The organism is Lysobacter sp. Root983, assembly GCF_001429345.1.
Taxonomy (GTDB): Bacteria; Pseudomonadota; Gammaproteobacteria; order Xanthomonadales; family Xanthomonadaceae; genus Lysobacter.
Window position 1 is genome coordinate 164339 of sequence record NZ_LMJO01000001.1, and the last position, 26961, is coordinate 191299.

Annotated in this window: 29 protein-coding genes; 18 read left to right on the forward strand and 11 right to left on the reverse strand. The window is 68.4% G+C overall.

All coding sequences use genetic code 11. The features are described from left to right. Window positions 1-23: 23 nt before the first annotated feature. Complete coding sequence (locus ASE43_RS00790; RefSeq protein ID WP_057159155.1) at window positions 24-1871, reverse strand: serine hydrolase domain-containing protein; 1848 nt, start codon at window positions 1869-1871, stop codon at window positions 24-26. 191 nt (window positions 1872-2062) lie between these two features. On the opposite strand from ASE43_RS00790, the gene ASE43_RS00795 reads away from it, so the two are divergent. Then, window positions 2063-3622, forward strand: coding sequence for a fumarate hydratase (locus tag ASE43_RS00795; RefSeq protein WP_235567137.1), 1560 nt, complete (start codon window positions 2063-2065; stop codon window positions 3620-3622). A 147-nt stretch (window positions 3623-3769) separates the two neighbouring features. Here ASE43_RS00795 and ASE43_RS00800 read toward each other — a convergent pair whose 3' ends face one another. The 4 genes from ASE43_RS00800 to ASE43_RS00815 all read right to left on the reverse strand — a co-directional run bounded on the left by ASE43_RS00800 (window position 3770) and on the right by ASE43_RS00815 (window position 7883). Then, complete coding sequence (locus ASE43_RS00800; RefSeq protein ID WP_057159156.1) at window positions 3770-4891, reverse strand: sterol desaturase family protein; 1122 nt, start codon at window positions 4889-4891, stop codon at window positions 3770-3772. Window positions 4892-5003: 112 nt separating this feature from the next. Beyond that, the gene (locus ASE43_RS00805) at window positions 5004-5960 is read right to left on the reverse strand and encodes a patatin-like phospholipase family protein (protein ID WP_057159157.1); all 957 of its coding nucleotides are present in this window, start codon (window positions 5958-5960) and stop codon (window positions 5004-5006) included. 96 nt (window positions 5961-6056) lie between these two features. Further along, window positions 6057-7253, reverse strand: a complete 1197-nt coding sequence (locus tag ASE43_RS00810) for a phospholipase A (protein ID WP_056174260.1) — start codon at window positions 7251-7253, stop codon at window positions 6057-6059. A gap of 141 nt (window positions 7254-7394) precedes the next feature. Then, on the reverse strand, window positions 7395-7883 hold the full coding sequence (locus ASE43_RS00815) for a DUF456 domain-containing protein (RefSeq protein WP_056174262.1): 489 nt from the start codon (window positions 7881-7883) through the stop codon (window positions 7395-7397). A gap of 216 nt (window positions 7884-8099) precedes the next feature. Between ASE43_RS00815 and ASE43_RS00820 the strand changes: the two genes are divergently transcribed. Next, window positions 8100-8309 (forward strand): cold-shock protein, encoded by a 210-nt coding sequence (locus tag ASE43_RS00820; protein ID WP_055906256.1) that lies wholly within the window; start codon window positions 8100-8102, stop codon window positions 8307-8309. Window positions 8310-8535: 226 nt separating this feature from the next. Here the strand turns inward: ASE43_RS00820 and ASE43_RS00825 are convergent, their stop codons facing one another. From ASE43_RS00825 to ASE43_RS00835, 3 genes are all read right to left on the reverse strand, one after another. Next, the gene (locus tag ASE43_RS00825; RefSeq protein ID WP_056174265.1) at window positions 8536-9657 is read right to left on the reverse strand and encodes a M35 family metallo-endopeptidase; all 1122 of its coding nucleotides are present in this window, start codon (window positions 9655-9657) and stop codon (window positions 8536-8538) included. 248 nt (window positions 9658-9905) lie between these two features. Further along, the gene (locus tag ASE43_RS00830) at window positions 9906-10385 is read right to left on the reverse strand and encodes a glycine zipper 2TM domain-containing protein (RefSeq protein WP_056174267.1); all 480 of its coding nucleotides are present in this window, start codon (window positions 10383-10385) and stop codon (window positions 9906-9908) included. Window positions 10386-10525: 140 nt separating this feature from the next. Next, window positions 10526-10978 carry a hypothetical protein gene (locus tag ASE43_RS00835; protein ID WP_056174270.1) on the reverse strand — a complete coding sequence of 151 codons (453 nt, stop codon included), beginning with the start codon at window positions 10976-10978 and terminating at the stop codon, window positions 10526-10528. Window positions 10979-11086: 108 nt separating this feature from the next. On the opposite strand from ASE43_RS00835, the gene ASE43_RS00840 reads away from it, so the two are divergent. Then, window positions 11087-11884 carry a tRNA threonylcarbamoyladenosine dehydratase gene (locus ASE43_RS00840; protein ID WP_157499675.1) on the forward strand — a complete coding sequence of 266 codons (798 nt, stop codon included), beginning with the start codon at window positions 11087-11089 and terminating at the stop codon, window positions 11882-11884. A gap of 156 nt (window positions 11885-12040) precedes the next feature. Here ASE43_RS00840 and ASE43_RS00845 read toward each other — a convergent pair whose 3' ends face one another. Together ASE43_RS00845 and ASE43_RS00850 are read right to left on the reverse strand one after the other, a co-directional pair. Then, window positions 12041-12823: a TatD family hydrolase gene (locus tag ASE43_RS00845; RefSeq protein WP_157499599.1), complete on the reverse strand. Its 783-nt coding sequence runs from the start codon at window positions 12821-12823 to the stop codon at window positions 12041-12043. A gap of 3 nt (window positions 12824-12826) precedes the next feature. Beyond that, window positions 12827-13045: a DUF6116 family protein gene (locus ASE43_RS00850; RefSeq protein WP_056174275.1), complete on the reverse strand. Its 219-nt coding sequence runs from the start codon at window positions 13043-13045 to the stop codon at window positions 12827-12829. A 180-nt stretch (window positions 13046-13225) separates the two neighbouring features. On the opposite strand from ASE43_RS00850, the gene ASE43_RS00855 reads away from it, so the two are divergent. From ASE43_RS00855 to ASE43_RS00875, 5 genes are all read left to right on the forward strand, one after another. Beyond that, window positions 13226-14047 (forward strand): glycine zipper 2TM domain-containing protein, encoded by an 822-nt coding sequence (locus ASE43_RS00855; protein ID WP_056174277.1) that lies wholly within the window; start codon window positions 13226-13228, stop codon window positions 14045-14047. 222 nt (window positions 14048-14269) lie between these two features. Then, on the forward strand, window positions 14270-15433 hold the full coding sequence (locus ASE43_RS00860; RefSeq protein WP_056174279.1) for an acyl-CoA dehydrogenase family protein: 1164 nt from the start codon (window positions 14270-14272) through the stop codon (window positions 15431-15433). 183 nt (window positions 15434-15616) lie between these two features. Further along, complete coding sequence (locus ASE43_RS00865; RefSeq protein WP_057159159.1) at window positions 15617-16174, forward strand: GNAT family N-acetyltransferase; 558 nt, start codon at window positions 15617-15619, stop codon at window positions 16172-16174. Continuing rightward, a complete protein-coding gene (locus ASE43_RS00870) occupies window positions 16171-16812 on the forward strand; it encodes a glutathione S-transferase family protein (protein ID WP_057159810.1) in 642 nt (213 codons plus the stop codon). Before ASE43_RS00865 ends, ASE43_RS00870 begins: the two co-directional genes overlap by 4 nt. A 70-nt stretch (window positions 16813-16882) precedes the next feature. Beyond that, the gene (locus ASE43_RS00875) at window positions 16883-19198 is read left to right on the forward strand and encodes a thiamine pyrophosphate-dependent enzyme (protein ID WP_057159160.1); all 2316 of its coding nucleotides are present in this window, start codon (window positions 16883-16885) and stop codon (window positions 19196-19198) included. 186 nt (window positions 19199-19384) lie between these two features. Here the strand turns inward: ASE43_RS00875 and ASE43_RS00880 are convergent, their stop codons facing one another. Then, entirely contained in the window at window positions 19385-20266 is an 882-nt protein-coding gene (locus ASE43_RS00880) for a folate-binding protein YgfZ (RefSeq protein ID WP_057159161.1), read from the reverse strand. A gap of 29 nt (window positions 20267-20295) precedes the next feature. On the opposite strand from ASE43_RS00880, the gene ASE43_RS20960 reads away from it, so the two are divergent. The 10 genes from ASE43_RS20960 to ASE43_RS00925 all read left to right on the forward strand — a co-directional run bounded on the left by ASE43_RS20960 (window position 20296) and on the right by ASE43_RS00925 (window position 26943). Beyond that, window positions 20296-20472: a DUF1674 domain-containing protein gene (locus ASE43_RS20960; protein WP_082576252.1), complete on the forward strand. Its 177-nt coding sequence runs from the start codon at window positions 20296-20298 to the stop codon at window positions 20470-20472. Between the two features lie 78 nt (window positions 20473-20550). Next, on the forward strand, window positions 20551-20946 hold the full coding sequence (gene sdhC, locus ASE43_RS00885; protein ID WP_056174288.1) for a succinate dehydrogenase, cytochrome b556 subunit: 396 nt from the start codon (window positions 20551-20553) through the stop codon (window positions 20944-20946). Further along, window positions 20943-21335 (forward strand): succinate dehydrogenase, hydrophobic membrane anchor protein, encoded by a 393-nt coding sequence (sdhD, locus tag ASE43_RS00890; RefSeq protein ID WP_057159162.1) that lies wholly within the window; start codon window positions 20943-20945, stop codon window positions 21333-21335. The genes sdhC and sdhD overlap by 4 nt, the downstream gene beginning before the upstream one ends. A gap of 41 nt (window positions 21336-21376) precedes the next feature. Continuing rightward, a complete protein-coding gene (sdhA, locus tag ASE43_RS00895) occupies window positions 21377-23131 on the forward strand; it encodes a succinate dehydrogenase flavoprotein subunit (RefSeq protein ID WP_056176540.1) in 1755 nt (584 codons plus the stop codon). Between the two features lie 81 nt (window positions 23132-23212). After that, on the forward strand, window positions 23213-23995 hold the full coding sequence (locus ASE43_RS00900) for a succinate dehydrogenase iron-sulfur subunit (RefSeq protein ID WP_056174292.1): 783 nt from the start codon (window positions 23213-23215) through the stop codon (window positions 23993-23995). Window positions 23996-24115: 120 nt separating this feature from the next. Then, a complete protein-coding gene (locus ASE43_RS00905) occupies window positions 24116-24538 on the forward strand; it encodes an MAPEG family protein (RefSeq protein ID WP_057159163.1) in 423 nt (140 codons plus the stop codon). Then, a complete protein-coding gene (locus ASE43_RS00910; protein ID WP_157499600.1) occupies window positions 24535-25230 on the forward strand; it encodes a hypothetical protein in 696 nt (231 codons plus the stop codon). Before ASE43_RS00905 ends, ASE43_RS00910 begins: the two co-directional genes overlap by 4 nt. Then, on the forward strand, window positions 25223-25945 hold the full coding sequence (locus ASE43_RS00915; RefSeq protein ID WP_057159165.1) for a hypothetical protein: 723 nt from the start codon (window positions 25223-25225) through the stop codon (window positions 25943-25945). Before ASE43_RS00910 ends, ASE43_RS00915 begins: the two co-directional genes overlap by 8 nt. After that, a complete protein-coding gene (locus ASE43_RS00920; protein WP_057159166.1) occupies window positions 25932-26702 on the forward strand; it encodes a hypothetical protein in 771 nt (256 codons plus the stop codon). The genes ASE43_RS00915 and ASE43_RS00920 overlap by 14 nt, the downstream gene beginning before the upstream one ends. Then, the gene (locus ASE43_RS00925) at window positions 26695-26943 is read left to right on the forward strand and encodes a succinate dehydrogenase assembly factor 2 (RefSeq protein ID WP_056174303.1); all 249 of its coding nucleotides are present in this window, start codon (window positions 26695-26697) and stop codon (window positions 26941-26943) included. The genes ASE43_RS00920 and ASE43_RS00925 overlap by 8 nt, the downstream gene beginning before the upstream one ends. Window positions 26944-26961: the final 18 nt, after the last annotated feature.

Consider the following 26961-nt stretch of genomic DNA (forward strand, 5'->3'; position numbering starts at 1 on the left):
TCCGGTGCCGGGCCTGGCTTCGCTCAGGCCCACAACCGTAGCGGCCACAGCCCCCAGGCCGCCAGCACCAGCGTCCATTGCAGCAGTGCGAGCATCGCCACCGCATCCAGCTCCGCCACGATGCCCGCCGGTCGCAAGCGCAGATGGCGCCACAGGCCGAACAGCAGCGCGCCGGGCAGGGCGCAGGCGACCGCGGTGAGCAGGCCGCTGCCGAAGGTGAGGTCGCCCAGTTGCAGGAACGACTGGCGATAGAAGAACGGCAGCGGCAGCAGCAAGGCCAACGTCGCCAGCCACGGCGCGAAGACGGGGTCGCGTCGGCGCAAGCGGCGCAGCGCGGCGCGCAGGCTGCCGCCCAGCATCAACCACAGCAGGCCCAGGCCTCCCGCGGCCAGGCTGGCCCACAGCGCCAGCAGTTTCCACAGCGCGATGCGCTGGTAGCTCTGGGTGCCGGTGGTGAGTACCTGAGCGCCGTCGGCAGCGGTGAGCAGCGCGTGCGAAGCCCGGGTTCGACCTTCGGCGCGGAACAGGGCACCGCCCAGCGGCGTCAGCGCGGTCGGCTGGCCCTGGAACGGCAGCAGGCGCAGGCCGTCGCCTTCGCGGCGCAGCCGGACGAACCCCAGCGTGGTGTCCAGCCAGGCGAAGCTGGCGAAGCGATTGGGCGCGGGCACGTAATAGCCTTCCCACGCCGGCAGCGACAGCGCGCTGCGCCGCTTCGCAGCGAGCGTCGGCGCAGGCAGGTCCAGGGCCTGGATCAGGGTCCGGTCCAGCGCACCGGCGTCGGCGGTTTCGCTGTCGGTGTTGGTGGTGTGAAAGAACGCGCGCTGCTGCTGCGGAAACACGCACAGCATCGCCCGGTAGCCGATCGTGCTGCCGCCGTGGCAGTGCCCGAAAACGCCGTGGCGGTCGCGTGCGAACAGGCCCAGGGCATAGCCGACGCCGAGTCCAGCATTCGCCCCTTCGGTGCCGGTGGGGCGGCCCATGCCGCGCAGCAGCGTCGGGTCGATGAAGGGCGCGCCGCCGACGCGGCCGTCGCTCATCAGGAAGCGCGCGAACCGCGCCATGTCGGCGGCGGTGGTGCTGAACTGCCCGGCAGGCCGCAGATAGATCGGCACGATCGGATGCGCGCTGCCATCGTCGAAATGGCCCATCGCCAGGCGCGGATCGCGGTGCTGGTCCGTGTAGGCGAAGCTGCTGTCGCGCATGCCCAGCGCCTGCAGCAGTTCGCGGTCCAGATACGCTTCGTAGCGCTGACCGACCGTGGCCTCCACCACCATGCCCAGCAGGGTGTAGCTGCTATTGGAGTAGGACATGCGCGTGCCGGGCCGCGAGCGCACGCGCAGGCGGCCGTCTTCGCGCGCGAACGCCAGCGCGAGCGGCGTGTCGGGCGTGGGCTTGCGGCTGAACACCTGACTGAAGCGCGCGTCGTCGAGGCCGGCGCTTTGGTCGAGCAGATGGCGCAGGCGCACCGGATCGGTCGCGGCCCAAGGGTTGTCGAAGGCGATGCCGGGCAGCAATTCGGTCACCGGCTGGTCCAGGCGCAGCCGGCCCTGGCTGACCAGCCGCAACACGCCGGTGGCGAGCATGGTCTTGGCGATCGAGCCGACCAGCACCCGATCCTCGGCGCGCAGCGGCGTACCGGTGCGGGCGTCCTTGAGACCGGCCGCGCCGATCCGCACGCGCTGCGGTTCGACCAGCGCCCAGGTCGCGCCGGTCAGGCCCTGTTGCCGCAAGGTAGTGGCGACGTCCGGCTCCGGCGCGGCCACCCCGGGGACGGCGGCGAACAGGTGGGCGGGCAGGATCAGCAGCGCGAGCAGGCAGGCACGCCAGGCGGCGGATGCGCGTTTGCGGGCGATCGTCGAGGTTCTTGCCAAAGCTGCACCAGCGAATCGGAAGGGTGGCAGTGTGCGCGAGCGGCGCAAACGCGCCCCGTGGCCAAGGTCACGGGGCCTTCCCGCACGGAGCGGCGGCGGCGCGGTCCCGGCCCGGGATGCTCGGCGGCCGCAGGCGGCGCGACATGCCGGGCGAGTAGAATAGCCGTCCCCACCGCCAGCTTAAGCCCGCCGTGACCGCCAGCCCGTCCCCCGCCGCCTCCAGCGGCCCAGTCGTCATCCGCCAGGACGACCTGATCCAGTCCATCGCCGATGGCCTGCAGTACATCAGCTACTACCACCCGGTCGACTACATCAAGAATCTCGCCGCCGCTTACGAGCGCGAGGAGAGCGTCGCCGCCAAGGACGCGATCGCCCAGATCCTGATCAATTCGCGCATGTGCGCGGAGGGCCACCGGCCGATCTGCCAGGACACCGGCATCGTCACCGTGTTCCTGGAAATCGGCATGGACGTGCGCTGGGACGGCGCCACCATGGGCGTGGAGGACATGGTCAACGAGGGCGTGCGTCGCGCCTACAACCACCCCGACAACAAGCTGCGCGCGAGCGTGCTGGCCGATCCGGCCGGCAAACGCAGCAACACCAAGGACAACACCCCGGCCGTCGTCAACGTGAAGGTCGTGCCGGGCAATACGGTCGACGTGATCGTCGCGGCCAAGGGCGGCGGTTCGGAAGCCAAGTCCAAGTTCGCGATGCTCAACCCCTCCGATTCCATCGTCGATTGGGTACTCAAGACCGTGCCGACCATGGGCGCGGGCTGGTGCCCGCCGGGCATGCTCGGCATCGGCATCGGCGGCACCGCCGAGAAGGCGATGTTGCTGGCCAAGGAATCGCTGATGGAGCCGATCGACATCACCGAGCTGCAGGCGCGCGGCGCCAGCAACCGCGCCGAAGAGCTGCGCCTGGAGCTGTACGAGAAGGTCAACGCGCTGGGCATCGGCGCGCAGGGCCTGGGCGGCCTGACCACGGTGCTGGACATCAAGGTCAAGGATTACCCGACCCACGCGGCCAATCTGCCGGTGGCGATGATTCCGAACTGCGCCGCCACCCGCCACGCCCACTTCACCCTCGACGGCAGCGGCCCGGTGATGCTGGATCCGCCCTCGCTGGAAGACTGGCCGAAGCTGACCTACGACGCCTCCAAGGGCCGTCGCGTCGATCTGGACACGGTCACGCCGGAAGACGTGGCGAGCTGGAAGCCGGGCGAAGTGCTGCTGCTCAACGGCAAGCTGCTGACCGGGCGCGACGCCGCGCACAAGCGCATGGTCGACATGCTCAACAAGGGCGAGCCCTTGCCGGTCGATTTCAAGGGCCGCTTCATCTACTACGTCGGCCCGGTCGATCCGGTGCGCGACGAAGTCGTCGGCCCGGCCGGTCCGACCACGGCCACGCGCATGGACAAGTTCACCGAGCAGGTGCTGGCGCAGACCGGCCTGCTGGGCATGGTCGGCAAGGCCGAACGCGGCCCGGTCGCGATCGAGGCGATCAAGAAGCACCGCTCGGTGTATCTGATGGCGGTCGGCGGCGCGGCCTACCTGGTGTCGAAGGCGATCAAGGCCTCGCGCGTGGTCGGGTTCGCCGACCTTGGCATGGAAGCGATCTACGAATTCACCGTGCAGGATATGCCGGTCACGGTGGCGGTCGACAGCGCCGGCGAGTCGGTGCACAAGACCGGCCCGAAAGAATGGCAGGCGCGGATCGGCAAGATCCCGGTCGTGGTCGAGCCGGCCTGAGCGCCGGACCCGTCGTCCTCGCAACGCCCGGCCCGCGCCGGGCGTTGCGCTTTATGAGCGCAGATTCGCCTTGGGGGAGGAGCGGCGTCGGCCGCGACCGCGCAACTCAGGCATCGACGAACCCGGCCGCTGCCGGCGCATGCGCCGTCACGCCACGTGGTCGTCGTAATGCTTGCCCTTGCGGAACGGCATCAGGTGCTGCTCGACGATGCCGCGTGGCACGCTCTCCAGCTTCATCACCCCGTACTCCTGCGGCCAGGCGTCGCGATCGCGCGGCAGCTTGAAGGTGCCCATCAGCATGTCCACCAGCGGCAGGTGGATGGCGTAGTTCACGTCGATGTAGTCGTACTGCCGGGCGTGGTGCCAGTGGTGGTAGCGCGGCAGCACCAGCAGGTACTCCAGCCAGCCGAAGCGGATGCCGAGATTGGCGTGCGCCAGCACTGCTTGCAGACCCACCAGAATGACGTAGGCGTTCACCGCGGGGGTGGAAAAGCCCAGGATCAGCAGCGGCAGCAGCACCGCGCTGCGGGTCAGCACGATCTCGACGAAATGGATGCGCGAGCCCGCCAGCCAGTCCATCTCGCGGCTGGAATGGTGCACGGCATGGAAGCGCCAGAGCCAGGGGATGTTGTGATACGCGCGGTGCAGCAGCGCCTGCGCCAGATCGGCGATGAACACCGCGATCAGGAATTGCGCCCACACCGGCAAGGACTGGATCGCGGCTTTCAGGCCGGGAAAGACCGCCAGCCCGGCGATGGTCGAGGTCGACGCCGTGACCAGGATCAGGATGAACTGCACCAGTACATGGCTCATGAAAAAGTAGGCCACGTCGGTGCGCCAGCCACGCCGCAGCGGCGAGACCCGGCGGCGTCCCAGGTAGTGTTCCAACGGCACGAACACCAGCGCCGAGAAGAACAGCGAGATCACGAACCAGTCCAGCCCCAGCGAATACGGCGTCTGGCCGATCGCGTCGAATTGCACGTTGCTGCCGCCCAGCAGCACCGCCAGGGTCGCGCCGCCGACGCCGAGCATGGCCACGCGCCTATTGCGGTCGCGCAGGATCGCCACGGTGCCCAGCACGAACGCCGCCACCAGGCCCACCAGCAGCAGGTGGCGGGCGAAGGTCTCGTTGTAGACCGCGCGGAATTCCTTGCTGGTCAACAACTCGGGAAAGTGGAAGCACCACACCGCCATCAGGCTGAGCAGGCCCAGCAGGGCCGAGGCGTAGGCGAAAAACGAACGGCGGGGGCGGGTGGCGGTCGACGTCATGTCTGCGAGCGGGGTACACCGCGAGGCGGCGGCACGCCTAGCCTAACGCCTGCGCGCGCCGGTCCGCACGGCCTTGCCCGCCAAGCCGATACGACCGGCCGCAGGTGCGGGCCTACAGCTGCCGCGCCAGCTCCGCCAGCATCTGCTGGGTGTCCGCCTTGGCCAGATACTCCTTGGCCATGAACTCCAGCGCGATCAGGTTGGTCGAGCTGGTGTCGTCCAGATCGTCCAGGCCGATGTGCAGGTGCTCCTGCATGCGGAAGTAGCCGTCGCCGACCAGTTGCCGGGCGATGTAGTCGACCGAGTCGGTGCTGCCGTCGAACAGCACGTCGATGATCGGCACCGCCCATTCCAGCGCGCCCCACTCGCGCGCCGAGGCCAGCGAGATGCTGCGCGTGCGCTCGCCGGTGCCGACCGACAGCACCACCAGGTCGCGGCTGTTGTCGACCTGGGCGTCCTTGCGCAGGGCCTCGGCGATCGCGCAGGCGGTGGGGTTGTTGGCGACCACGCCGCCGTCGATCAGGGCGCAGTCGCGGCCCTCTATCTTCATCGCATGCGCGGGGAAATAGGTCGGCGCCGCCGACGAGGCGCGGCAGACCTCCCACAGCGGCAGGTCGCGGTGTTTGGCGTTGAAGCTCTTGAACATCACCGGCGTGCGCGACACGGTGTCGTAGGCGGTGATCAGCAGCGGCACCTGGGCATCGCCCAGGGTGGCGTCGCCGAACACCTGTTTCAGCACCTGCTCCAAACCCTTGGCGTCGTACTTGGGCGCCGACACGCCGGTCGACAGCAGGCTGCCGGCGCGCGTCCACAGGCGCCCGGCGATGCCCGGGAAAATGGCGTGGCGGTGATCGCGGTAGAGGTCGGCCATCTTGATCGGGGCCAGGCCGATCGCCAGGCCCGAGGCGACGATGGCGCCGGTGGAACTGCCCGCGAGCAGGTCGAAGGCCTGCGGCAATCCGGGCTTGCCGGCCTGGGCCAGCGCCTGTTCGACGCCGCCCAGCCACAGGCAGCTGACCAGTCCGCGGATGCCGCCGCCGTCCAGCGACAGAATGCGGCGCATTTTCATGGGGAGTCTCGCGCGTGCGTGGGGTAGGTCGAGCCTACCCCAGCGTAGTCGCGCGGTTTGCGAACGGGCGGGGCCCGTCTTGCGCGTTTCGTGCGCTCAGTACCATTCCAGCAGCGATACGCCCAGGCCGATGTAGGTCGCGCGATGGTTGTAGTCGATCAGGCTCTCGCCGTAACCATCGAAGATCTGCAGGCGGCCGCGCAGCGAATTGTGGATCGGAAACGCCCAGTCGAACTGGACCGCGCCGTGCGAGCGGTCGCCGCCGCGCAGCGAATGCCGCGCCATCAGGCTGAACTCGTGGCCGCCGCGGCGGTGGACCAGGGTCATGTCGCCGCGACCGATGTAGTCCTCGATATCCGGATTGTCGTCGTCGTTGCCGTCGGAGATGCGCCACCACGGCCGCAGGGTCAGCGCCCAGTCCTCGCGGTCCAGGCCGATGTTGGCGATCACCCGATTCCAGCTGCGCGAGAGCGGATCGGCGCGGCCGTTGGACTGGTGGTTGAGGCCGATCGCGGCCATGCGCCCGTTCCAGCCGCCGATGCGGTAGTTGTTGCGGAATACCAGCAGCACTTCCGGCTCGTAGTTGGTCTCGCGGAACGGCCGCGAGTTGTCGGCGTTGTAGACCTGCCAGCGCGAGCTCTGGGTGTAGCCCATCCAGATGTCGCCGTTGTCGCCGAACAGGTTCTCTACCGCCTTGGTCTTGAAGCTCAGCTGGAACTTGGCCTCGACGCTGTCCAGCGCTTGCGGGGTCGGGACCTGGTTGCGCGGGTTGGGCGAGTAGGGCTGTTCGTTGATGTCGCTGGTCCAGAACGCCGGCAACAGATACACCGGCTTGTAGGCGCGGAAGTTGAACACGCCCAGCTTGGAGTCCTTGGCCAGTTCCCAGCGGCTGTCGAGCAGGCCGCCCTTGCCGGCGTTGGCGATCGCGCTGTCCAACGGCGCCTCGCTGGAATACAGGTCGTTGCGGCGGCGCTGGCTTTCGGCTTCGACCGGCGGCGCCTTGCCTTCGATCTGGTCGGCCAGTTCCAGATTGCGCTGGATCGCCTTGGCTTCCTTGGCCGCCACGTCGGCGGCGCGGGTGTCCGGGGCCTGCCGGTTGAGCGCCTTGTCGTAACAGGCCAGGCGATCGGCGTCGCCGGCGATCGCGGTGCAGGCCTCGGGCGTGGCCGGGGCCGGCACCGGTTGCGCCGACGCGGCCAAGGGCGCCGCGGCCGCCAGCGCCCACAGCAGCGGGCGGACCGCGGCGTGGGCGTTGGGGCGGGAGCGGGCGGGACGGTTCGCGGCTGAACGCATGTGCGGGTTCCATGATCGAAGCGATTACGCAGACAGTGTGTCTTCCACTGCCTGCGGTTTCCAGTTTTCATGAGTTCGAGCTTCAGCCGCGCTTTTAGTATCCAAGCCGGCCTCCCGCGAAACTCGCTAGTAACTATCGGCCTAGAAAATCCAGGCCGCGGCGAATAGCGCGAGCATCGCGAATGCGAGGCCGAGTTTCAGCACCGTGCCGATCAGAATGCCGACCCAGGTGCCGACCCCGACCTTGGTCGCCTGACCGAGCTGACGGCTATGGATCAGCTCGCCGACCAGAGCGCCGACGAAGGGGCCGGCAAACAGGCCGATCGGGCCGCCCACGAACAGACCGCCGAAGGTGCCTACCACGGCGCCGATCAGGGCCAGCTTGCTGGCGCCGACGCGCTTGGCGCCCATCGCCGTGGCCAGGAAATCCACGGCCAGCGATACCAGGGTCAACAGCCCCAGCACGGTCAGCATGATCCAGCCGACCTGTTCGAATTTGCCGGCCCAGGCGGCCAGCAGCATGCCGGCGAAAACCAGCGGCAAACCCGGCAGTGCCGGCAGTACCGTACCGGCGATTCCGACCAGGATCAGCAGCCCGGCCAGTACGTAATAAACAGTCGTGAAATCCATCCAGAACCCCCGTCCGGACAGGCTGTCCGGGCTGTTTGCATTTTGCCCCATAGCGGGGTAAGTTGCGGGCGCTGTGTTTGCCAAGGGTCACCGTGAATCGTGGCCCGATGCGGTTGATCCTCGATCCGCTACATCGTTGCACCTCGCTTCCTCCTTGCAACCAGCACGCAGCGCGAGCTGCGGTTAAACAACCAACGTTTCAAGGAGCAAGTAAAAATGTCGAACCGTGAATTCGGTACCGTCAAGTGGTTCAACGATGCCAAGGGCTTCGGCTTCATCAGCCGCGAGAACGGCGAGGACGTGTTCGTGCACTTCCGTGCGATCCAGTCCCAGGGCTTCAAGAGCCTGAAGGAAGGCCAGAAGGTCTCCTTCACCGTCGTGCAGGGCCAGAAGGGTCTGCAGGCCGACGCCGTCGAACCGCTGTAAGGCAACACCCCTGATCGAAGCGTCGCCGCAAGGGGGCGTTCAGGACCTGAAAAACCCGGCGCGAGCCGGGTTTTTCTTTTTTCGGGATTTATTCTCGGCGTGTATCTGCGGCCGACGCCCACTCGCCCGCTAAAGTTTCTAAAACTTGCGATTTCGAAACATAAAGAAAGCGGCCCGTCGAAACGGACCGCTTTCCGGTATCGCCGCGTCGTTGGATAGTCGACGCTTAGTTCTGGAACGGGGTGTTCTCGGCGAAGTACTCGTGGTTGTCGGCATTATCCAACGCGTTGGTCGGATTGCTGATCGCCAGATTCTTGGCGCCGGTCTGGCCGTAGACGTGATCGTCGGTGCCGGCGACCGCGTTGAAGTGGCTCATCTCGTGGATCAGGGTGCCGGCCTTGGAGTCGGTGCCGGTCAGCGGTGCGTTCCAGAACGCCTTGCACACGTAGATCTGGTAAGGCTGGTTCGGATACACGTAGGCGTAGGCGCTGCTGGTGCAGCCGCAGTTGATGGTGATCTGGCCGCTGTTCTGGTCCATCGCCGCGTCGATCGAGACGAAGTGCTGGCGCGCGGTGCTGTAGCGCGACGAGGTGTAGGCGCCGAACCAGGTGGTGTAGCGCGCGCCGACGGTGCCGCCGTTTAGATAGCCCTTGGCGTTCTCGGAGTAGTTGCGCGCCGCGGTCACGGCCTGCCCTGCGGTGGTGATGCGTGCGCTGGTGCAGCCGACGTAGTTGACGCCGTTGACCACCTGCAAGGGGCCGACCGGCTTGGCCGCCGCGCTCACGCGCTGCGCGGCGTCGAGCTTGGCGCCGCCGTCCAGCCACAGACGCAAGGGCGCGCTGCGCGCGCTCATCGGCAGGCCGTTGGCCTGGTTGAGCAGCTTGCGGTCGTCGGTGGAGGCGAACTGCAGCGGGGCGTTGTAGGTGACGGTGTAGTCGCCGGCCTGCGAGAGGTCGTAGGCCGAGGCCAGGTCGACCACCACGCGGTAGGTTTCGCCCGGACGCAGGATCGTGAAGTCGGCCGCCTGCGGCGCGCCACGCTTGATCATCGGGCCCTGGTAGTCGAGCTTGACGCCGTCGACGCTGACTTCGAACAGATTGGCATCCAGCACTTCGGTCGGCAGCTGCCACTTGGGCAGGCGCACGGTGCGGCGGCTGGTGTTGGTGACCGCGATTTCGACCGCGCCCTGCAGCGCGCCGGCGTCGGCGCTGAGCGCCTGGGCGCCGCCGTCGAAGGCGTTGATGCTCACGCGCAGCGGATTGGTCGGGGCGGCGGGGCCGGCGGCGGTGGCCGCGGCGATGGCGCCGGCCAGAACGGCGGTGCCGGACACGAGGTGCAATAGCTTCATTCGACTGGTCTCCATGTCTTGGGTAGGCGAGGCCCGCGGGGGCGGACCTGCCGACACTAATCCTCTACGCAGGCGTTGGGCGCGCTCGGCCACGACCGCGTCGCGACGCAATCGTGACTGCCGTTGCAGTGTGGCGATCGGCTGCCGATGCTGCTGTGCAGCATCGAGGTGGGCGTCGTGCTAGCGCTTCAGGCGCAAAAAAGGCGGCCCGCCGTAGCGGGCCGCCTTCGTGTTCGCGACGCCGGGGCTCAGCGCACCGAGGCGCGGCCGTTGTAGACGCGTACGTAGCTGCCTTCGCGAATGCCGCCCAGATCGTTCTGGGTGACCACCGTGGTGCGGCCGTCGTCCATGCGTACGTAGACGTTGAAACGGCCGCCGTCGGTGCGGTTCTGGATCGCATTGCCGGCGATCGCGCCGCCGACCGCGCCGGCCACCGCGGCGACGTTCTGGTTGCCCTTGCTGCCGCCGGTGTGGGACGAGATTTCATGGCCGGCGACCGCGCCGACGATACCGCCGAGCACGGCGCCGGTCTTGCTGGGCGCGGAGCCGCCGGCCAGCTGCTCGATCCGGGTCACGGTGCCGCAGTCGTAGCAGTTGGCCGGGGCATTGCCGTAGCTGGGCTGCGGGTTGCCGTAACCGGAGGAGTAGCCCGGTCCCGTGGCGCAACCGGCCAAGGCCAGGGTGGCGGCCGCGGCGATGCCGAGCAGACGTAGATTCTGGGTATTCATTCGGATCTCCTGCGGATGGAGGGGCGAGTGGCGTACCTCGCCACGCGCCCTCCAAACTAGGCGGCTCCGCGTGAACAGCCGATCAACCGTTCCTGTGCCGCGACGCGATGTTCAGCTTGCGGCGGGGCTGGCGGCCTCGCTCAGCCCTTGAAGTCCTGGTGACAGGCGCCGCAGGCATCCTGGATCTGCTTGTTCATCGTGCCTACGCCCGCGCAATTGAGCGGCGGACTCGCCAGCGCGCTGTCCAGGGTCGCGCGGAATTTGCTCGCGTGGCCAGTGAAACGGGCGTCGTCCTTGAGGTCGGGGAAGGCCCATTCCAGGTCGTCGCCGGTGGTGCGCAGCGCCTTGACGTGGGGCAGGGTGTCGGTGGCCGCGCAGCGGTTCTCCTGCACCCGGCTCTCCAACTGCTTCAGGTGCCAGGCCTGCACGTGCATCACGCTGTCGGGGAAGGGGTCCTGGCGCGCCTGCCACGCGCGCATCAGCATCACCGTGCCGATCGCGCCCATGACCAGGCCGATCAGGAACAGGAACAGGTACTTCCTGCCGTTGCCCTTACGCGGGGCGGCGACGGTGTTGGGCTGGGTATCGTTCATTGCCTGGCCTCCATCCAAGATGGCCGAACCTTAGCACGCAGCGTTGCGCGTTCCGCCATCAGGCCCGACGCGGCGCGCCCGTACAATGCGCGCATGAGCGAAAACACCCTGGCGCCCGCATGGCGGGAGCGCTTCGCCGGCATCGACCGGCTTTACGGCACCGGCACCGTCGCCCGGCTGTCCCGCTGCCGCGTCGCCGTGGTCGGGATGGGCGGCGTGGGCTCGTGGGCGGTGGAGGCCCTGGCGCGCAGCGGCGTCGGCCATCTGACCCTGATCGATGCAGACGATTTGTGCCTTTCCAACACCAATCGGCAGTTGCCGGCCATGGACGGCCACTACGGCCGCCCCAAGGTCGAGGTCATGGCCGAGCGTTGCCGCGCGATCAATCCGGAAATCGGCCTGGACGCGGTGCAGAGCTTTCTGACCCCGTCCAATCTGGACGAACTGCTGGACCGCGACTACGACCTGGTGCTGGACGCCTGCGACAGTTTCCGCAGCAAGGTCGAGTTGATCGCCTGGTGTCGCCGCCGCAAGCGGCCGGTGATCGCGGTGGGTTCCGCTGGCGGGCGCACCGACGCGACCCTGGTGCGCGTGCGCGACCTGTCGCGCACCGAGCACGACGCGATGCTGGCCCTGATCCGCAAGAAGCTGCGCGGCGAGTTCAACTTCCCCAAAAATCCGGACCGCTACTTCGGCGTCTCGGCGATCTACTCGCTGGAGAACGTCAAGTATCCGCAGGCCGACGGCACCGTCTGCGGCCTGCGCCCCAAGCTGGACGCGGACGCCGCGCTCAAGCTCGACTGCGGCGCCGGCCTGGGCGCGGCCACCCATATCACCGGCGCCTTCGCGTTCGCGGCGGTGGGGCGGGCGTTGGAGATATTGCTGAAGCCCAAGCCGGCGTCTTAGCGCCGCTTGCTCGGGTAGGAGCGGCGCAAGCCGCGACCGTGACATAGCGCTTGCCGCGCGAGTCACAACGATTTCGAGTGACCGCGATGGCGTCGGCTTATGCGGTGGCGCGGTCGCGGCTTGCGCCGCTCCTACCCCAAGGCGGCCGCGATCGCCTTATCCGACGCTTGCGGCGGGCAAGCGAAACAACCGCTCCGCATTCGCGCAGGTCGCGCGCGCGAGTTCGTCGGCATCGATCCCGCGCAAGCCCGCGATGGTGTCGCGCACCGTCGCCAATCGTGCCGGCTCGTTGCGTTGCCCGCGGATGCCCGCGTCGGGCTGGTCGGGTGCGTCGGTTTCCAGCAGCAGGTGCTCGATCGGCATGCTCGCCGCCAGCCTACGCAAACGATTCGCGCGTTCGTAGGTGACCGGCCCGCCCAGACCCAGCAGGAAGCCGGCCTTCCACAACTGCCGCGCCTGTTCCTCGCTGCCCGAATAGCTGTGCACCACGCCGCGCAGCGGGCCGCAGCGGCGGATCGCCGCGATCACCGCGTCCACCGCGCGCCGCGCATGCACGATCACCGGCAGATCGAAGTCGCGCGCCAGCCGCAGCTGACCGTCGAAGTACAGCGACTGCGCTTGCGGGTCCAGGTCTTCGACGAAGTAGTCCAGCCCGCATTCGCCGACCGCCAGCGGGCGCTCGCGCTCGATCCAGTCGCCGAGTTCGCGCAGGTGCTCGGGCCGGTGCGACGCCAGATACATCGGATGCAGCCCGTAGGCCGGATACAGCCCCGGATCGCGCGCGCAGACCTCGCGCAGCTTGGGCCAGCCGGCGGCATCGACCGCCGGCACCACCTGCCGGGTCACCCCGGCGGCGCGTGCGCGCGCCACGACTCGATCGCGGTCGGGGTCGAACTCGGCCGCGTCCAGATGACTGTGGCTGTCGACCAGCGCCACCACGGTTCAGCGCGCGGGCGGGGCGGGCGGCTCCAGCGGCGCTTTGCGCTTCTTCCAGTTGGCCAGCAGCAAGGTGCCCAGGCCCAGCAGCAATTCGTCCGCGAACGGCACCAGGTCCGGGATCACCAGATCCAGGCCGAACAGGACCGCGGTCAGCATGAACAGCCGCGGATAACTCAGGCGTCCGAGGAAGCCCATCAAAGGAGCGAGCAGGGGATTGGCCATGGACTCACCAGGGGTGTGACACGCGTTGCAAACACGCTAGCACGTCGTCGCGACGGGTTCATGCAGGGGACAGTTTTGCCGATTTCAATAGGTGCTCGTTCAGGTTTCGAGTGGTGCAATGGCGCCGTCCACACCCGCGGCTCGTCCCGCACCAATTCGCTTCACTGCAGGAGGCTCACGATGAACAAGAACATGTTGGCTGTAGCGCTCGCTTCGCTGCTCGTAGGCGGCGTCGCCGTCGCCGCGTTCCAGAGCTTCCGTGGCAACGGCTCGGCCGCCCCGACCACGGCGCTGACCAGCGCCGACGCCGCGGCTGCCGCCGAGGGCGACATCGCCGCGAACGGCGCGATCGCCACCACCGCCAAGCCGGAAGTCGATTACGCCGACGTCGTCAACGTCAAGCCGATCAACCAGAAGGAAAAGCTGTACGCCACCGTGATCGGCACCGACCCGGTGCGCGAGACCAGCACCGCCTCGACCCCGCGCGAAGTCTGCGAGGACGTGGTCGTGCAGGAGCGCCTGCCCGAGCGCGACGGCAACGTCGGCGGCACGGTCGCCGGCGCCCTGATCGGCGGCCTGGTCGGCAACCAGATCGGCGGCGGCAACGGCAAGAAGGCGGCGACCGTGGCCGGCGCCGCCGCCGGCGGCTACATCGGCAACCGCGTCGACCGCAACCACGTCGGCGGCAAGGTCGTGAACCGCACCGAGCGCCAGTGCCACACCGTGTCGGAGACCTCGCAGTCCACCCGCGTGGTCGCCTACAACGTGACCTACCGCAATCCCGACGGCACCACCGGCACCATGCGCACCGGCAGCAAGCCGGGCAACCGCATCGCCCTGGGCGACGAGAACAAGGTGGTCGGCTACGACGTGACCTACCGTTACCAGGGCCAGGAGCAGACCGTGCGCATGGACGAGCGTCCGGGCCAGCAGTTGCCGGTGATCGACGGCAAGGTCGTGACCCAGACCGCCTCGGCCGGCGCGGGCAACGAACGCGGCTGAGTGCGCGCGCGGGCATGGCCCGCGGCCATCCAGCGCAACCGAACGGGGCCGGCTATCCGGCCCCGTTTCTTTTTGGGTGCACTGTATCGGCGCAGCGCTAGCGCCGACCGGCCTGATAACGCTTACATGCGGGCTTGAGCGCGCGCAGCGCGGGTTTACCCCGGACCGGGCGCGGCCAGTACAATGGCGGTCTTTCCGTTCCTACGGTCTCCTGAGCGCGCCATGGCCCTGCATCCCTACGATCTGTACGACGTCCGTTCCCTGCTCACCGAAGAGGAGCGCGCCGTCCAGGACACCGTGGCCCGCTTCACCGACGAGCGCGTGATCCCGATCATCGGCGACGCCTTCGACCAGGGCCGTTTCCCCAAGGAACTGGTGTCGGAGATCGCCGACCTCGGCCTGCTGGGCTCCTCGCTGCCCGAGCAATACGGCTGCGCCGGCCTCAACGCGGTCAGTTACGGCCTGATCTGCCAGGAACTCGAGCGCGGCGACAGCGGCATTCGCAGTTTCGTCAGCGTGCAGTCCTCGCTGTGCATGTACCCGATCTACGCCTACGGCAGCGAAGAGCAGCGCCAGCGCTGGCTGCCGGGCATGGCCCGCGGCGAGATCATCGGCTGCTTCGGCCTCACCGAGCCGCACGGCGGTTCCGATCCGGCCAACATGAAGACCCACGCCAAGAAGGACGGCGGCGACTGGGTGCTCAACGGCTCCAAAATGTGGATCACCAACGGCAACCTGGCCGACATCGCGATCGTCTGGGCGCAGACCGAGGACGGCATCCAGGGCTTCGTGGTCGAGAAGGGCATGGCCGGTTTCGCGGCCCAGGAAATCAAGCACAAGATGAGCCTGCGCGCGTCGGTGACCTCGTCGCTGTTCTTCGACAACGTGCGCGTGCCCGAGGCCAACCGCCTGCCCAACGTGAAGGGCCTCAAGGGCCCGCTGGGCTGCCTGACCCAGGCCCGCTACGGCATCACCTGGGGCCCGATCGGCGCGGCCATCGCCTGCCTGGACGAGGCCTTGAACTACAGCAAGGAACGCATCCTGTTCGACCGTCCGGTCGCGGCGACCCAGTCGGCGCAGATCAAGATGGCCGAGATGGCGCGCCGCATCACCCTGGCGCAGTTGCTGGTGGTCCAGCTCGGCCGCCTCAAGGACGCCGGCCAGATGCAGCCCACCCAGGTCTCGCTGGCCAAGTGGAACAACTGCCGGATGGCCATCGACATCGCGCGCGAATGCCGCGACCTGCTCGGCGGCGCCGGCATCACCACCGAGCACGCCGCGATCCGACACGCGCTGAACCTGGAGTCGGTGATCACCTACGAAGGCACCGAGACGATTCACCAGTTGGTGGTCGGTCGCGAGCTGACGGGCATCAACGCGTTCTAACGAGTTTCCCTGCTCCCGCGGCGCGGGAGAAGGTGGCCCGCAGGGCCGGATGAGGGCCCGCGCCAAGGCAACGACGGCGCAAGTCGCAAGCTTAGGAGCGGCCTCACCCCAACCCCTCTCCCGGCAAGAGAGGGGCTTGCATACCGCTAGCGATGGCACGCTCAGCAGGAGAGCCGATCCGTGATGACCATCCCCGACATCGAACTGGAAACGCCGCGGTTGCTACTGCGCCCGCCGCGCTTGGACGATTTCGAGGATTGGGCGGCCTTCATGGCCGGCGGCGGCGACTATCTGCGCTACCTCGGCGGGCCGCAGGCGCGCTCGCCGGCCTGGCGTTCGCTGATGTCGGTGATCGGCTCCTGGGCGGCGATGGGCTACGGCTTCTTCTCGGTGTTCGAGAAATCCTCCGGGCGCTGGATCGGCCGGCTCGGCCCGTGGCAGCCCGAGGGCTGGCCCGGTCCCGAAGTGGGTTGGGGCATCATCGAAAGCGAAGGCGGCAAGGGCTATGCGACCGAAGGCGCGACCGCGGCCATCGACTGGGCCTTCGAGCACCTGGGCTGGAGCGAAGTGATCCACAGCATCGACACCGGCAACCTCGGCTCCAAGGGCGTGGCCGCCAAGCTGGGCTCGCGCTACCTGCGCCAGGACCGTCTGCCGGCGCCGTTCGACGACAAGGACATCGAGATCTGGGGCCAGAGCCGCGAGCAATGGCGCGCGCGTCGCGCGCAGGCGCCGGCATGATCGCGATCCACGGTTTCTCGCCCTCGGGCAACTGCCACAAGCTCAAGCTGTTGCTGGAGCAACTGGGCCAGCCGTATCGCTGGGTCGAGGTCGACAGCAGCCGCGGCCAGACCCGCACGCCGCAGTTCCTGGCCTTGAATCCGAACGGCAAGGTACCGGTGATCGAACTCGAGGACGGGCGCACGCTCAGCGAGTCGAACGCGATCCTGTACTACCTGGCCGACGGCACGTCGTTCCTGTCCGACGACAGGTGGGAGCGCGCGCAGACCTTGAGCTGGATGAACTTCGAGCAATACAGCCACGAACCCTATGTCGCGGTCGCGCGTTTCATCGCCGGCTGGACGCCGCTGGAGTCGCCGCGGCGCGCCGAACTGCCGCGCCTGCGCGAACGTTCGCACGCGGCCCTGCAGGTGATGGAAACCCACCTGCGCGAGCACGACTGGTTCAGCGCCGGGCGCTACGGCATCGCCGATATCGCCTTGTTCGCCTACACCGATGTCGCCGGCCACGGCGGCGTCGATCTCACGCCGTACCCGGCGCTGCGGTCCTGGCTGGCGCGCGTGCGCGCGACGCCGGGCTTCGTCGCCTTGCCCGAGCCCGACGCGGTCGCCGCCGAGCTCATCGCGCAGACCCCATGAACACGATCCGCGACTAAACGACCCGATTCCCCCTACGACTAGCCGGCCCCCGGGGCGGCGGAGCCTCACGATGTCAGCGCAAGCGCAGTCTTCGATCTTCAGCAGCGTCCCCCACTTCAATGCCGTGCCCAGCCCGATCCCGGCACGCATGAAGGGCCTCAACCGGGCCGAGATCTGCGACCTCAACTTCGTCGAGTTCGTCAAAGCCTGGAGCGGCCACGCCGACGCGCGCCCGGCCGCCCACGAGGCGGTGCTGGACGGCAGCGCGCTGGACGCGCAAGGCTTTCGCGAGCTGTTCGAATCGCAGCTGATCAGCCGCCATCTGGATCTAATGGCGCGCGTGCTGCGCGTGCAGAACAAGGTCTTCTACACCATCGGCTCCAGCGGCCACGAAGGCAACGCGATGGTCGCCCGCCTGACCCGCCATACCGATCCGGCCTTCCTGCATTACCGCAGCGGCGGCTTCATGGCCGAGCGCTTCCGCAAGCTGCCGGGCATGGACCCGGTGATGGACTCGGCGCTGTCGTTCGCGGCCAGCAAGGACGATCCGGCTTCCGGCGGCCGTCACAAGGTCTGGGGCAGCAAGCCCTTGTGGGTGCTGCCGCAGACCTCGACCATCGCCTCGCACCTGCCCAAGGCGCTGGGCACGGCGGTGGCGATCGAAACCGGTCGCCGCCTCGGCCATGCGCTGCCGATCCCCGACGACAGCATCGCGATCTGCTCTTTCGGCGATGCCTCGGCCAATCACGCCACCGCCCAGACCGCGTTCAACGCCGCGGCCTGGACCGCCTACCAGAAGCTGCCGGCGCCGGTGCTGTTCGTGTGCGAGGACAACGGCATCGGCATCTCGGTGAAAACCCCGGGCGGCTGGATCGGCAATCGCTTCCGCAACATGGACGGCCTGGACTATTTCGCCGCCGACGGCCTCGACCTGGCCAGCGGCTACGCCGACGTGCAGCGCGCGGTCGAGCATTGCCGCCGCAGCCGCCGCCCGACCTTCCTGCACCTGCGCACCACCCGCATCATGGGCCACGCCGGCACCGACTTCGAGATCGAATGGCGTTCGATCGAGGAACTGTGCGCGGTCGAAGCCAGCGACCCGTTGCTGCGGTCGGCGGCGATCGCGCTGGAGTCGGGCCTGATGTCGCGCGACGAAGTGCTCGAACTCTACGAGGCCACGCGCAAGCGCTGCTTCGCCGCGGCCGAGGAAGCCGACCGCCGGCCCAAGCTCGACCAACTCGCCGAAGTGATCGCGCCGCTGGCGCCGTACACGCCGGCCGCGGTCGCGCAGGAAGCCCAGCGCGCCGATTACGCGCCGCGCCGCCTGGAGGTGTTCGGCGGCGAGGCCAAGCTGCCCGAGAACCAGCCGCCGCGGCATCTGGCGATCCAGATCAACAACGCCCTGCACGACATCTTCGCCAAGTACCCCGAGACCCTGCTGTTCGGCGAGGACGTGGCCCAGAAGGGCGGCGTCTACACCGTCACCAAGGGCCTGCAGAAGGCCTTCGGCCCGCGCCGCGTGTTCAACACGCTGCTCGACGAAACCATGATCCTGGGCATGGCCCAGGGCTTCGCCAACGTCGGACTGCTGCCGATCCCCGAGATCCAGTACCTGGCGTATTTTCACAACGCCTGCGACCAGATCCGCGGCGAAGCGGCCTCGCTGCAGTTCTTCAGCAACAACCAGTACCGCAATCCGATGGTGGTGCGCATCGCCGGCCTGGGCTACCAGCGCGGTTTCGGCGGCCACTTCCACAACGACAACTCGATCACCGCACTGCGCGACATTCCGGGCCTGGTGGTCGGCTGCCCCTCGCGCGGCGACGACGCCGCCACCATGCTGCGCACCCTGACCGCGCTGGCCAAGGTCGACGGGCGCGTGGCGGTGTTCCTGGAGCCGATCGCGCTGTACATGACCAAGGATCTGTACGAGCCGGGCGACGGCGCCTGGCTGACCGCGTACCCGCAACCCGACCAGGCGATGACGCTGGGCGAGGGCCGGGTGTACGGGGAGGGCGAGGATCTGGTGATCTTCAGCTACGGCAACGGCGTGCCGATGAGCCTGCGCGCCGCGCGCGCGATCGAGGCCAAGCACGGCTGGAAGACCCGTGTGGTCGATCTGCGCTGGCTGGTGCCGCTCAACGACGCCTATATCGCCGAGCAGGCGCGCACCGCCAAGCGCATCATCGTGGTCGACGAAGGGCGGCGCAGCGCCGGCGTGGGCGAGGGCGTGATCACCGCGATCGCTGAGGGCGGCTACGGCGGGCGTCCGTTCCAACGCGTGGTCGGCGTGGACACCTACACCCCGCTCGCGGGCGCGGCCTTCCTGGTGATTCCGGGCGAGGACGACATCGTGGCCGCGGCGGACACGCTGGCCGCGGGCTGAGGCATCGGTGGGCGGAGCGACTCGCTCCGTCCGCTAGCGTCAGCGCTTGGGTGCAAGAGCGGCGTCCCGCAGGGATTTCCTACGCTCACAAGCCGCGACCTTGAGGCATAGCATCGCCGCCACACGCGGCGGCGCGGTCGCGGCTTGCGCCGCCTCTACCGGAGGTTGCCGCGCGGCATTGGGCGGCTAGCGCGCCAAGCCGTCCAGCAATGCGATCTCGGCCACCGCATGGCCGTCCAGGCTGAGTCCGCCTTCCGCACGCTCCAACGGCGCGACCGCGAGGGCCAAGTGGCGGTCGCCTGCGCTGGCGCTGGCCGCGATCGTGCCCAGCACCGCATCGTGCGAGCGCAGCTCGGCGCCGACCGCCACCGAGTGCGGCGATTCGATCAGCGCCAGCCCACGTTTGGCCTTGCCCAGGAAATGCGTGCGCGCCACGATCTCCTGGCCCGGATAACAGCCCTTCTTGACGCTGAAGGCGCGCAGGCGCTCCAGCGAGAGCTGCTGCGGGGTCCATTGTTCGATCTGGGACGGGCCCAGCCGGGGCAGGCCGTGGCGCAGGTCGTCCAGGGCCCAGCGCGCGGCCTGGACGGGGTCTTCGGCGCCCGCCGCCTGCGCGGGTGCGATGCGCAGCGCGCGCGCGTCGCCGTCGCCGTCGCCGCGATAGTCCAGTTCCACGCCCGTCGTCTCCTCGCCGGCCAGGGTCGCACCCACGGCCGCCTGCGGCGCAGCGTAGTGCCCGAACGCGCGCAGATCGTCGCGTACGACGATGGTCGTCTTGCTTCTGAACAAGAAGCGTTTCAGCGCAGTTACGACCGATTCCGGGTCGGCATCGGGCAACAGCAGCCAAATCCGTTCATCGGCCAGACGCAGTAAAGCCATCAGCGCGATGACCCGTCCTTTGGGCGTCAACCAGCCGCTCCACTGCCACTGGCCGGAGGCCAAGGCGTTGACATCGTTCATGAACTGCGCCTGCGCGAACGTCGCCGCGTCGCGGCCGGAAAGCTCGATCACGCGGTGGCCGGGCAGGGCGAATGCCTGTCCGGACGAAGGCTGCGGGTTGTCATGCATGGGGGCGGGACTTAAGATTTAACGCTGTGATGATAGGCGAAACCACCCCGGAAGCAGCGCCCGACCCCCAGGTCCAGGCTCCGACGACTTCCGTTCCGGCCACCGGCAGCGATGCGCCACCGGGCAAGGAGTACGGCGGTCGCGAGGGTCCGGAACCGACCCGTTACGGCGACTGGGAAAAAAACGGCCGCTGCATCGACTTCTAGCTACGCCCCGCCTTCACGACACCTCACCGATCCTTCCTGCCACGCGGCGCCGCCGCCCAGCCGAGACAGCCATCGCTCATGGCGAACCGCGAACGCCCCTTGTCACCGCATCTGCAGGTCTACGCCTGGCAGATCCAAATGGTGACCTCGATCGTGCACCGGGCCACCGGTGTCATCCTTGCCATCGGCGGTCTCCTGATCGCCTGGGCGCTGGTCGCGCTGGCGGCCGGTCCCGAAGCCTGGGCCCAGTTCACCGCCTGCGCGCGCTCGCCGCTGGGCTTCCTGATCCTGTTCGGCTGGACCTGGGCCTTCGCCTACCACCTGATCAACGGCATCCGTCACCTGGTCCAGGACGCCGGCTACGCCTACCGCGTGGCGAGCTTCGTGCGCAACGGCTGGATCAGCGTGATCGGCAGCCTGGTGCTGACCGCCATTATCTGGTTGGTCGCGATGATGCAGCGGGGTGGCGCATGAGCGGCCGCGGCAAATTGCGCAATCCGCTCAAGACCGCGCGCGGTCTGGGCTCGGCGAAGGACGGCACCCATCACTTCGTGGTCCAGCGCGTCACCGCGATCGCGCTGATCTTCCTGAGCCTGTACGTGCTCGGCCTGGTGATCTCCTGGATCGGCGGCGACTACGCCTCGGTGCGCGCCTCGGTCGCCAATCCCTGCAACGCCGTGCTGCTGGTGGCGTTCCTGGTCGCGATGTTCTGGCACGCCAAGCTCGGCCTGCAGGTGATCATCGAGGATTACGTGAGCCACCACGGGCTGGCGCTGGCATCGCAGCTGGCCGTCGTTTTCATTTGCGTCCTCGCTGCGCTCGCTAGCGTGCTCGCCGTTATCCGCATCGCGCTGGGAGCCTGACCGTGGCCGCTGCTTACAAGATTCAAGAACACAAGTTCGACATGATCGTGGTCGGCGCCGGCGGCGCCGGCCTGCGCGCCACCTTCGGCCTGGCCCAGAAGGGCTTGAAGACCGCCTGCATCACCAAGGTGTTCCCGACCCGCTCGCACACCGTCGCCGCCCAGGGCGGCATCTCGGCCGCGCTCGCCAACATGGGCGAGGACGACTGGCGCTACCACTTCTTCGATACCGTCAAGGGTTCGGATTGGCTGGGCGATCAGGACGCGATCGAGTACATGTGCAAAGAGGCCATTCCGGCCATCATCGAACTCGAACACCAGGGCGTGCCGTTCTCGCGCACCGAAGAGGGCAAGATCTACCAGCGCCCGTTCGGCGGCATGACCACCAAGTACGGCGAAGGCCCGCCGGCCCAGCGCACCTGCGCCGCCGCCGACCGCACCGGCCACGCCATCCTGCACACCCTGTACCAGCAGTCGCTGGCGCACGACGCGCAGTTCTTCATCGAATACTTCGCGCTCGACCTGATCATGGACGCCGACGGCGCCTGCCGCGGCGTGCTCGCCCTGGACATGGCCGAGGGCACGCTGCACCTGTTCCGCGCCCAGGGCACGGTGCTGGCGACCGGCGGCTACGGCCGCGCCTATTTCTCCGCGACCTCGGCGCATACCTGCACCGGCGACGGCGGCGGCATGGCGCTGCGCGCCGGCCTGGGCCTGCAGGACATGGAGTTCGTGCAGTTCCACCCGACCGGCATCTACGGCGCCGGCTGCCTGATCACCGAAGGCGTGCGAGGCGAGGGCGGCATCCTGCGCAACAGCAATGGCGAGCGCTTCATGGAGCGCTACGCGCCCAGCGTGAAGGACCTGGCGCCGCGCGACATGGTCAGCCGTTCGATGACCATCGAGATCCGCGAAGGCCGCGGCGTCGGCGAGCACAAGGACCACATCCTGCTCGACCTGACCCACCTGGGCCCGGAAGTGATCCACGAAAAGCTGCCGGGCATCGCCGAGTCGGCGCGCATCTTCGCCAACGTCGACGTCGAGAAGGAGCCGATCCCGGTCATTCCGACCGTCCACTACAACATGGGCGGCATCCCGACCAACTACCACGGCGAAGTCGTGCAGTTGAAGAACGGCAACCCCGATGCGGTGGTGCCGGGCCTGTACGCGATCGGCGAAGCGGCCTGCGTGTCGGTGCACGGCGCCAACCGCCTGGGTTCCAACTCGCTGCTGGACCTGGTGGTGTTCGGCCGCGCGGTCGCCAACCGCTGCGCCGAGACCGTCAAGCCCGACGCGCCGCAGCCGCGTCTGGCCGCGGACGCCTGCGACGTCGCCTTGGCGCGCCTGGACAAGCTGCGCAACGCCAACGGCGGCACGCCCACCGCGGTCATCCGCGACAAGATGCAGCGCACCATGCAGGCCGACGCCGCGGTGTTCCGCACCGGCGAGACGCTCAGCGACGGCGTGCGCAAGATCCGCGAGATCCACGCTTCGTTCGCCGACGTCAAGGTCAGCGACCGTTCGCTGATCTGGAACTCGGACCTGATCGAGACTTACGAGCTGTCCAACCTGCTCGGTCAGGCCCTGGCTACCATCGTCTCGGCCGAGAACCGCACCGAGTCGCGCGGCGCCCACGCCCGCGAGGACTTCCCGACGCGCAACGACGAGCAGTGGCAGAAGCACACGCTGTGCTACGTCGATGAGAGCGGCAAGACCAGCATCGACTATCGCCCGGTGCACAACTACACGCTCACCGACGACGTCGCCTACGTCCCGCCCAAGGAGCGTAAGTACTGATCGGCCCACACGGCGCGCGCCGCAATGCGCGCCGGCACCGCACCCGACCCCAGTACCGACGCTAGCCGAGAGATTGCCAGCATGGCCGAATTCGCCCTACCGAAGAACTCGCAGATCCAGAAGGGCCGCCATTGGGCGACGCCGGGCGCCAAGCAGCCGCGCACCTTCAAGGTCTACCGCTGGAACCCCGACGACGGCATGAACCCGCGCGTGGACACCTACGAGGTGGACTTGGCGACCTGCGGCCCGATGGTTCTCGACGCCTTGATCAAGATCAAGAACGAGATCGATCCGACCCTGACGTTCCGCCGCTCCTGCCGCGAGGGCATCTGCGGTTCCTGCGCGATGAACATCGACGGCACCAACACCCTGGCCTGCACGCGCGCGATCGCGGACTGCGGCAAGGCCGAGGTGCCGATCTATCCGCTGCCGCATATGGACGTGGTCAAGGATCTGGTGCCGGACCTGACCCACTTCTATGCCCAGTACGCCTCGATCAAGCCCTGGCTGCGCACCCAGAGCGCGACCCCGTCCGATCGCGAGCGCCTGCAGTCGCCGGAAGACCGCAAGAAGCTCGACGGCCTGTACGAGTGCATCCTGTGCGCCTGCTGCTCGACCAGCTGCCCCAGCTACTGGTGGAACGGCGATCGTTACCTCGGCCCGGCGATCCTGCTGCAGGCCTACCGCTGGATCGTCGACTCGCGCGACGAGGACACCGGTGCGCGCCTGGACGACCTGGAAGATCCGTTCAAGCTCTACCGCTGCCACACCATCATGAACTGCGCGCGCACCTGCCCGAAGGGTCTGAACCCCGCGCAGGCGATCGGCGAGATCAAGAAGCTGATGCTGGCGCGTCGCGTCTAAACGCGACGCTAGCGGCCTGTTCGCGGCGACCTGCCCTCCCTCCCGCCTGCGGGGCGAGGGCAGCGCAGCTCCGCGAGCCCGGCTACCATCCCCATCTAGCCCGACACCGACAGGCGAGCGATGGACCCCAAGCAGTTGTTCCTGCCCGCCGCCGCGATGGCGGTGCTGACCTGCCTGGTCTGGATCCGTCTGTATGTGGTCCGTATCGGCCAGATGCGGCGCGAGCGCATCCACCCGCAGGCGGTGGCGACCTCGGCCCAGGCCAGCGCCCGGCTCACTCAGAGCGCGGCCGCCGACAATTTCCGCAACCTGTTCGAACTGCCGGTGCTGCTGTACCTGGCGCTGACCGTGGCGGCCATGACCTCGCTGGGCGATCGGGTCGTATTGAGCCTGGCCTGGAGCTTCGTGGCGCTGCGCGTCGCCCACAGCGCCATCCATTGCGGCTACAACCGGGTCATGCACCGATTCGCGGTCTATGTCGCCGGCGCCGTGGCGTTGTGGTCACTGTGGGCTTATCTGGCCTGGGGGCTGTTGCGCGCATGAAGACTTCGATCCCCAGTTCGGATGCGGGCGCGATGTCGTCGCGACCTGGCCCTGGCTGGCGCGGAGGGTGGCTGGCGCTTGCCCTGGGCGCAGCGCTCTGGAGCCTGGCTGCTCCGGCCGCCGACAACGCCCAAACCGATAGGCTGGCGCTGGCGCGCGAGTATGTCGCCAACGCCAAGCCGCACGGCTTCCTCGATCATCTGCCGCCGCCCGATCCGGACGCCGACGCCGATCGGCTGCGGCTCGCGCGCGCGGTGCGCGCCATGCCGCGCGAGGTCCTGGCGCAATCCCTGGCGGTGGCCCTGGCCGAATGCGCCAGCCTCGAACAACTGCGCGAGGCCGCGGCCTACGCCCGATCCGACGCCGGCCGTTTCGCGGCCGACTGCTTCGCGCGCATGCCATTCGCCGGAGCGCGCGGCGAGGGCTGCTTCGGCAGCGACGAGGACCAGCAGCCCTTGTTCGCGCAGGTGGTGGCAGCCCAGTCGGGCGTGCCTGGGCAGGTGTACCAATTGGCGGCGCAGGGCATGCAGGGCGCCATCGCCGATGCGCTGCGCGCCCTGATGGCCAGCGACGACGATACCCGCCGTTTTTTCGACGATTACTGCGCTCGCCAACCGCAAGCCGGTCCATGTCCATCCTTGCGCCCGCCCAGCGGGGCGACGCCCACCGCCGAGAGCCGCATCCATGACTGACCGTACCCAGCCACGCCGCCCGCGCACGCGTCGCGCCAGGATCGCGCTGTCGAGTCTGCTGGCGCTGGCGCTGGCGCTGCCGTGGTCGCTGTCGGCCGCGCCTGCGGAGGCGACGGCCGAGCGGTTGGGCGTGGCGCGCGACTACGTCGTGAGCGCGCGCTTCGTCGACCTGCTGGACGGCATGATCAACTACATGGCGGCCAATCCCGCCGCTCCGGAAAGCGCGGACGACCTGGCCATGAAGCGCCGCATCGTGCGCGATATGTCGCGCGATGTCATCGCCGATTCGTTGGCGCGCTCGCTTGCGGCCAATGCGTCGCTCGACGTGTTGAAGGCCGGTCTGGCCCACGCCAGGAGCGATATCGGCCGGCTCGAGTTCGGTTGCATGTCGCGCTGGCCGCAGCCGGCCGAGGGCTACCAAGCCTGTCTCGAGGCCGGCGCCAGCAAGGCCCAAATCCTGCGCATGGCCGAGCACGGCGAAACCGAATCCGGCTGGCCCCTGGTCAACAAGTTGCTCAAGGGCGATGCCATCGTCACTGCTTTGAATGCCTCCACCCGCGACCTGGCCTCGCGCGACTCCGAAATCGCCGCGCAGCTGGCCGACTACTGCAAGCGCAAGCCGAGCGAGGGCATGTGCGGATACAGCGCGGACGCCACCGCCGAGCAGGCTACAAGCGCGGATGGCGCGGCGGGAGACGACGATGAGCGGCCTTGAGGGCGACGCCATGGCCGCGGTGCGGGCGCACGGCGCGCGCGCCGTCTCGGCTGCCGACACCTGGGCCGCGTCCGCGATGGTTCGAGGCTCCCGGCCACGGTCCTCGCGCACGCTGCGCAACGTCACGATGCGATTCGTCCTCGCGGGCGTTTTGACGGGCTGGGCCGGTAGCGTCTGTGCGGCCGAGCCCGCCGCCGCCGACGAGCGCCTAAGCCTGGCGCGCGACTACGTGGCCACGGGCCGGGTGCTGGCGCTGTTCGATCGCATGGTCTCGGCCGACCCGCCGGCCGACCCCGATGACCGTATGCTCACGCGCATCCTGCGCGATGCGCCGCGCGAGGTCATGAACGAAACCCTGGCCCAGGGCTTGGCCAAGACGGCGAGCGTGGCCCAGTTGCGCGAGGCCTTGGACTACGTCCGCTCGGACGCGGGGCGCTTCGAGTCCGAATGTTACGCGCGCTGGCGCCTGGAGGCTGGGCAGCCGCCCAACTGCTTCAAGGACGACGTCGACAACAAGTTCTTCCCAAAGATCGTCAAGGCGAATCTCGGCGCGCCGGGTGAAGTTCGCGTCCTGGCGGTGGAGCCGATGGAAACCGCGCTATGGGACGCACTGCAAGTGCTGAAGGCGCGCGACGCGGAGGTCGCCCGCTTCATGGTCGATTACTGCAGCCGTAACCCAGACATCGGTTTATGCGTGGGGCCGGGCAAAGGGACCGAAGCGAAGGCGGCACCGAGCCAGGAGACCGGTCATGACTGACGACGTCGAACTGCGGCGCCTGCGCTGGCGCAGCCGCCGCGGCATGCGCGAGCTGGATCAGCTGTTCGGCCGCTACCTCGACCGCGCCTGGGCGCAGGATTCCGAAGCCCAGCGCGGCGTTTTCCTACGCTTGCTGGATTGCGAGGACGATAAGCTCTGGCGCTGGTTCATGGGCTACGACGCTTGTCCCGATGCCGAACTCGACGCGCTCATCCAACGCATCCGCGCCATGCCGGCTTGAATGGCGGCCCTCGCGCGG

Bases quoted from the DNA above. Each gene is read 5' to 3' on its own strand.
- ASE43_RS00800 (WP_057159156.1), bottom strand. From the start codon at position 4,891: ATGACGTCGACCGCCACCCGCCCCCGCCGTTCGTTTTTCGCCTACGCC.
- ASE43_RS00805 (WP_057159157.1), bottom strand. From the start codon at position 5,960: ATGAAAATGCGCCGCATTCTGTCGCTGGACGGCGGCGGCATCCGCGGA.
- ASE43_RS00810 (WP_056174260.1), bottom strand. From the start codon at position 7,253: ATGCGTTCAGCCGCGAACCGTCCCGCCCGCTCCCGCCCCAACGCCCAC.
- ASE43_RS00815 (WP_056174262.1), bottom strand. From the start codon at position 7,883: ATGGATTTCACGACTGTTTATTACGTACTGGCCGGGCTGCTGATCCTG.
- ASE43_RS00820 (WP_055906256.1), top strand. From the start codon at position 8,100: ATGTCGAACCGTGAATTCGGTACCGTCAAGTGGTTCAACGATGCCAAG.
- ASE43_RS00825 (WP_056174265.1), bottom strand. From the start codon at position 9,657: ATGAAGCTATTGCACCTCGTGTCCGGCACCGCCGTTCTGGCCGGCGCC.
- ASE43_RS00830 (WP_056174267.1), bottom strand. From the start codon at position 10,385: ATGAATACCCAGAATCTACGTCTGCTCGGCATCGCCGCGGCCGCCACC.
- ASE43_RS00835 (WP_056174270.1), bottom strand. From the start codon at position 10,978: ATGAACGATACCCAGCCCAACACCGTCGCCGCCCCGCGTAAGGGCAAC.
- ASE43_RS00850 (WP_056174275.1), bottom strand. From the start codon at position 13,045: ATGGCCAATCCCCTGCTCGCTCCTTTGATGGGCTTCCTCGGACGCCTG.
- ASE43_RS00855 (WP_056174277.1), top strand. From the start codon at position 13,226: ATGAACAAGAACATGTTGGCTGTAGCGCTCGCTTCGCTGCTCGTAGGC.
- ASE43_RS00860 (WP_056174279.1), top strand. From the start codon at position 14,270: ATGGCCCTGCATCCCTACGATCTGTACGACGTCCGTTCCCTGCTCACC.
- ASE43_RS00865 (WP_057159159.1), top strand. From the start codon at position 15,617: ATGACCATCCCCGACATCGAACTGGAAACGCCGCGGTTGCTACTGCGC.
- ASE43_RS00870 (WP_057159810.1), top strand. From the start codon at position 16,171: ATGATCGCGATCCACGGTTTCTCGCCCTCGGGCAACTGCCACAAGCTC.
- ASE43_RS00875 (WP_057159160.1), top strand. From the start codon at position 16,883: ATGTCAGCGCAAGCGCAGTCTTCGATCTTCAGCAGCGTCCCCCACTTC.
- ASE43_RS00880 (WP_057159161.1), bottom strand. From the start codon at position 20,266: ATGCATGACAACCCGCAGCCTTCGTCCGGACAGGCATTCGCCCTGCCC.
- ASE43_RS20960 (WP_082576252.1), top strand. From the start codon at position 20,296: ATGATAGGCGAAACCACCCCGGAAGCAGCGCCCGACCCCCAGGTCCAG.
- sdhC (WP_056174288.1), top strand. From the start codon at position 20,551: ATGGCGAACCGCGAACGCCCCTTGTCACCGCATCTGCAGGTCTACGCC.
- sdhD (WP_057159162.1), top strand. From the start codon at position 20,943: ATGAGCGGCCGCGGCAAATTGCGCAATCCGCTCAAGACCGCGCGCGGT.
- sdhA (WP_056176540.1), top strand. From the start codon at position 21,377: ATGATCGTGGTCGGCGCCGGCGGCGCCGGCCTGCGCGCCACCTTCGGC.
- ASE43_RS00900 (WP_056174292.1), top strand. From the start codon at position 23,213: ATGGCCGAATTCGCCCTACCGAAGAACTCGCAGATCCAGAAGGGCCGC.
- ASE43_RS00905 (WP_057159163.1), top strand. From the start codon at position 24,116: ATGGACCCCAAGCAGTTGTTCCTGCCCGCCGCCGCGATGGCGGTGCTG.
- ASE43_RS00910 (WP_157499600.1), top strand. From the start codon at position 24,535: ATGAAGACTTCGATCCCCAGTTCGGATGCGGGCGCGATGTCGTCGCGA.
- ASE43_RS00915 (WP_057159165.1), top strand. From the start codon at position 25,223: ATGACTGACCGTACCCAGCCACGCCGCCCGCGCACGCGTCGCGCCAGG.
- ASE43_RS00920 (WP_057159166.1), top strand. From the start codon at position 25,932: ATGAGCGGCCTTGAGGGCGACGCCATGGCCGCGGTGCGGGCGCACGGC.
- ASE43_RS00925 (WP_056174303.1), top strand. From the start codon at position 26,695: ATGACTGACGACGTCGAACTGCGGCGCCTGCGCTGGCGCAGCCGCCGC.